This window comes from Pseudomonas sp. SIMBA_067, from assembly GCF_046534675.1.
Taxonomy (GTDB): domain Bacteria; phylum Pseudomonadota; class Gammaproteobacteria; order Pseudomonadales; family Pseudomonadaceae; genus Aquipseudomonas; species Aquipseudomonas putida.
The window spans coordinates 1-262 of the sequence record NZ_JAWRYH010000663.1; the positions used below are offsets into that span (position 1 = coordinate 1).

At 40.1% G+C, this 262-nt stretch carries 1 pseudogene; it reads right to left on the reverse strand.

Annotated features, from left to right (window positions below):
* Positions 1–167 (reverse strand): annotated as a pseudogene (locus SB765_RS30775) (diaminopimelate epimerase); the annotation flags it as partial.
* Positions 168–262: the final 95 nt, after the last annotated feature.

Here is a 262-nt window from a genome sequence, read left to right on the forward strand (position 1 = left end):
GGTGAGTAAGGGGCTTCAACCATCAGTAGTTGATCAAACCCAATGCCGAAATGGCGATCGGCCAGCTTTTTGATTTGATCACGAGATAAAAAAACGTTTTGTGTAATGTTATCAATCACAACAAAGTCGTTACCTAAGCCGTGCATTTTGGAAAAATTAACTAACATAGCGCTCTAATTCGGTTTTGCTCTGTGCTAATCATGCCACAGAGCAGCTAGTTGGCAAAAACGTTTATGGTAAAACTTTCTCACCTTGGTATAAG